Source organism: Mesorhizobium sp. M7A.F.Ca.CA.002.04.1.1, from assembly GCF_004022805.1.
GTDB lineage: Bacteria > Pseudomonadota > Alphaproteobacteria > Rhizobiales > Rhizobiaceae > Mesorhizobium > Mesorhizobium ciceri.
On record NZ_RZPL01000586.1, the window covers coordinates 1 to 3,736 of the forward strand.

3 protein-coding genes are annotated in these 3,736 nt (G+C 62.6%); 2 read left to right on the forward strand and 1 reads right to left on the reverse strand.

From position 1 onward, the window contains the following. Nucleotides 1-1,232 (reverse strand): FAD-binding oxidoreductase (locus ENZ75_RS24750; protein ID WP_164887977.1); only part of this gene is annotated, 1,232 nt, incomplete at its 3' end. Nucleotides 1,233-1,427: 195 nt separating this feature from the next. Here ENZ75_RS24750 and ENZ75_RS24755 point away from each other — a divergent pair. Further along, nucleotides 1,428-2,420: a membrane dipeptidase gene (locus ENZ75_RS24755; protein ID WP_082826414.1), complete on the forward strand. Its 993-nt coding sequence runs from the start codon at nucleotides 1,428-1,430 to the stop codon at nucleotides 2,418-2,420. A gap of 312 nt (nucleotides 2,421-2,732) precedes the next feature. Continuing rightward, on the forward strand, nucleotides 2,733-3,736 hold a 1,004-nt coding region (locus ENZ75_RS24760; RefSeq protein WP_245481210.1), incomplete at its 3' end, for an ABC transporter substrate-binding protein.

Below are 3,736 nucleotides of genomic sequence, written 5' to 3' on the forward strand. Positions count from 1 at the left end.
CCCCAGGCCGGCATGGCGGCCTCGATCTCGGCTTCCGACTTGAAGGCGTTGGAGGCGTAGCGATCGACACGGAACCGCTCGACGGAAACGAACGGGGTCTGCCCGAGAACCAGTTCGCAAGAGAGCCGGCCAAGACCCGGTCCATGGGTGACGCCGCTCTCATTGTCGCCACCGACGACCACGATATTGTCGCTGCCGGGGACTTTGCCGACGATAAGGTTGTTGTCGGGCGTGTAGCACGGCACGCCTTGCGCCCAGCTCGCGATCGTCGAACCGCGCAGCGGCGGGAACACCGTCTGCAACTCGGCAAGCTCCTGCTCGGAGGTTTCCTGCATCAGCCCGATATTGTGCGGCTGGCCGGGTTCGATTTCGCTGTCGTTCGTCTTGTTGAGAGGTTTGTAGTGCCGGCCGGTTCCCCACATTATGGCGCCGAATGTCTCGCGCAGCCACAGCCGCAATTCGCGGCACTGGACGGTGGGAATGGTCGATGGCAGCCCACGGTCGTCGGTGACGATGCGCGTTGCAACGACGCGCAGCAGCGGCAACTGCCAGCCAAGGCCTGACAGGACCTGGTTGTTCCAGGCGCCGGCGGCAACAATCACGCCATCAGCCTCAAGACCGCCCTGGTCGGTCTCGATCGTCACCCGGTCGCCGGCATCATGGACGGCAGTCACGCGTGTGTTGCTGCGGAAGACGCCGCCGAGCTCGCTGATCTGGCCGGTCAGCACCCCCATCGCCAGCTTGGTGTCGAGCTGGATGCCGTGCGGATTGTAGGCCGCCGAATGGACCCGGGCCGGATCGATGAGGCCCTGCATCTTCTGCCCGATCTGCACGGCGTCCAGGTCCTGCATTTCCGGCGGCGCATAGGGAGAATCCAGCACCGGGCGGACGAAGCGTTCGCGCCCGTCCTCGGTCAGCGCCATGATCAAGGTGCCGTTCGGCCGATAACCAATCTCGGCGCCGACCTCGTGCAGCCTGCGATAGAAATCGAGGCCATATTGCTGCAGCTGAAAGCCCTCTTCACCGAGCGGGATCATGCCGGCGGACCAATGGGAGACGAAGCCAGCACCGGCGCTTGTGGTTGCGGCACCCGGCTGGCCGGCATCGATGACCGTCACCCGGCGCACGCCGGACCGCAGCAGATGGAAAGCCGCGCTGCAGCCGATGATGCCGCCGCCAATCACCGCGATATGCCTGCTATCGCTGCCGCCATGGCTTCCGTTTGAACTCATCTTTGTTCTCCCTTTTGCCGATGTTCCGGTCGGAGCGACATACAGCGACGGCGACCATACAGGCTCGTCCCGGACTGTCTAGACACATGTGTCTGTGGCCTGATACTTGATGCGCACTGCATCTGGATCACACGTCCGGAACGCCGCTTGATCCGGCTTTCCGTTGTGTTGTGTCGCCGAGAGAGCGAGGAAAAAGTGAGCGTTTCGACAGCCGCCCAGGCCATTTTCGACAGTGAAATCATATGGGACGCGCATTCCGGCTTCATGCCGGACCCGGCGGCGGACCTGAACAATCTGCAGATCTGGCGCGACGCCGGCATCGACTATCTGTCGATCGATGTCGGCTTCGACCTGTTGCCCTGGGAGCAGACCGTGCGGACGCTCGCAAATTTCCGCCACTGGATCCTTGCCAATCCCGAGCACTACACGCTGGTCTCCTCCGTCGCGGAAATCCGCAAGGCCAAGCTTGAAGGCAAACTGGCGATCACCTTCGACATCGAGGGCATGAACGCGCTCGACGGCCGCGTCGAGATGGTCGAGTTCTATCACCATCTGGGCGTCCGCCAGATCCTGTTTGCGTACAACAGGAACAATCTGGCCGGCGGCGGTTGCCACGATGTCGAGACCAGCCTGACGGCGTTCGGCCGCGAGGTCATCGACGAGATGAACCGTCTCGGCATGTTCGTCGACGTCACCCACACCGGCTATCGCACCTCGATGGAGGTGATGGAATACTCCAACCGGCCAGTCATCTTCTCGCACTCCAACGCCAAGGCCTTGTGCGGCCATGGCCGCAATATCACCGACGAGCAGATCAAGGCCTGCGCGCGCACCGGCGGCATCGTCGCGATCGTCGGGCTCAATCGTTTCCTGGGAGAGGGACGCACGGACTCGGACAGGCTGGCTGACCACATCGAATATCTCGTCGACCTGGCTGGCCCAAATCATGTCGGCATCGGACTGGACTACGCCTTTCCGGTTGATGTCAAAGGCATCGACCGCATCATTTCCGACAATCCGCAATTCTGGCCCAAGAGCGAATATCCGGAGGGGGCGACGACCTACGCGGCTCCAGGTCAGATGCGCGAACTGACCGAGGTTCTTCTGCGCCGCGGCCAGTCCGAGCAGACCGTGCGCGATGTCCTGGGCGGCAATTTCATGCGCCTGGCGGCTGAAATCTGGAAGTGAGCGGCGGCCGAGAGGCCTATCTCCGCTACAGCTCTTGATCCAGGCCCCACCGAATGGCGGGCCAGGCCATATCGTCTGCGCGATCACATTCCGCCCGTGACTTGCCCAAGTCGACGCGCCGGCGGCGGTCGGAACAGATGTCGAGATTTTCCGCAAGATCGTCCGTATCCAAGATTCGGACGTGCCGGCAAAATTTTCGCTAGACATAGATGTCTATTATTAGCAGTTTTAGCGGACCGACACATTCGGCCCGGCTTGGAGAATGGCCTGCGGCCTGAAAACAAGACAACGAAAACAGCTGAGGGGTAGAGCATGTCCATTCTAGCCGACACCAGGGTTTCGCGCCGCAGCCTGCTCGCCGCAGCCGGCGCTTTCGGCCTCGCCTCAATGGTCAATCCAAAAGTTTCCTGGTCGAGCGACGGGCCGATCCTCAAGGTGCGCTCCTACGCCGACATCCAGACGCTCGACCCTTGCTTCCGGCTGGCGGCGCCTGAAGGCGACATCACCAGCGTCATCTTCGCCGGCCTCGTCGTCACCACGCCTGGCGACAGCTGGGGCTGGCGGCCGATGGCGGCGGAAACGATCAAGCAGCTCGATCCGCTGACCGTCGCCTTCCAGCTGCGCGACAATATCGGCTTCACCGATGGCTACGGCCAGATGACGGCCGAAGACGTCAAGTTTTCGATCGAACGCATCGCCGACCCAGCCAACAAGAGCCCCTATTCCGGCGACTGGGCAACGCTCAAGGAAGTCGAGGTCAAGGACAAGCTGTCGGGGCTGATCCACCTGAAACAAGCCTTCGCGCCGCTGTGGACGTCGACTTTGCCGACGCCGTCCGGCACCATCCTGTCAAAGCGCGCCATCACCGAGCTCGGTGGCAAGATGGGCGTCAAGCCAGTGGCTCAGTCAGGCCCCTACATCCTGAAGGAATGGCTGCCCAAGCAGCGCACGGTGCTGGTCCGCAATCCCGACTGGAAGTACGAGCAAGGTGCCTTCGCGGAAATCCACATTCATCCGATCGAGGACGAGAAGACCGCCGAACTCGGCTATGAGGCCGGCGACCTCGACTACACCTGGACCGCGGTCTCCTCGATCTCGCGCCTGAAGCAGACGCCGCCGCCGAAGACGACAGTGGTGGAGAAGCCTTCGCTGGCCTTTGTCTGGCTCGGCATGAACCAGGATGTCGCTCCCTTCAACAATCTCAACATGCGCCGCGCGGTTCAGTACGCCGTGGACCGCAAGGCGGTGGTCGATGCTGCCTATTTCGGCGCCGCCGCAACCGCCACCGGCATCATCGCGCCCGGCCTGCCCGGCCA